The organism is Halomonas sp. SIMBA_159, from assembly GCF_046536035.1.
GTDB classification, from domain to species: domain Bacteria; phylum Pseudomonadota; class Gammaproteobacteria; order Pseudomonadales; family Halomonadaceae; genus Vreelandella; species Vreelandella venusta_A.
In genome coordinates this window covers 1-266 of record NZ_JAWJBT010000721.1, presented here as the reverse complement: position 1 = coordinate 266, position 266 = coordinate 1, and the positions used below count along the sequence as shown (strand labels likewise).

Sequence of the window (266 nt, the reverse complement as noted above, 5' to 3'; positions counted from 1 at the left end):
ATCGTTGGATCCGGCGAGGCCGCCCACGTCCGAGGCGCCCGACACCGTGGCGGTCGCGTAGACTCCCGTGAGAGTGCCGGTGTTGTAGCCGACCAGCCCGCCGACGAAATCCGCGCCCGTGATGCTGCCGCCCCGCAGGCCGACGCCGCGGATCGCGCCGGATGACTGGCCGAACAGGCCGGAATAGGACCCGCTTCTGGCGACCGTCAGGCCGGTGACCGCGTGGCCCAGGCCCTCGAAGCTGCCGGAGAAGCGTTTGACCGGTG

General features: G+C 71.4%; 1 protein-coding gene. It reads right to left on the bottom strand.

Going from position 1 to position 266, the window contains the following annotated elements:
* Positions 1-266 (bottom strand): GLUG motif-containing protein (locus R0J87_RS21085; protein ID WP_498888719.1); only part of this gene is annotated, 266 nt, incomplete at both ends.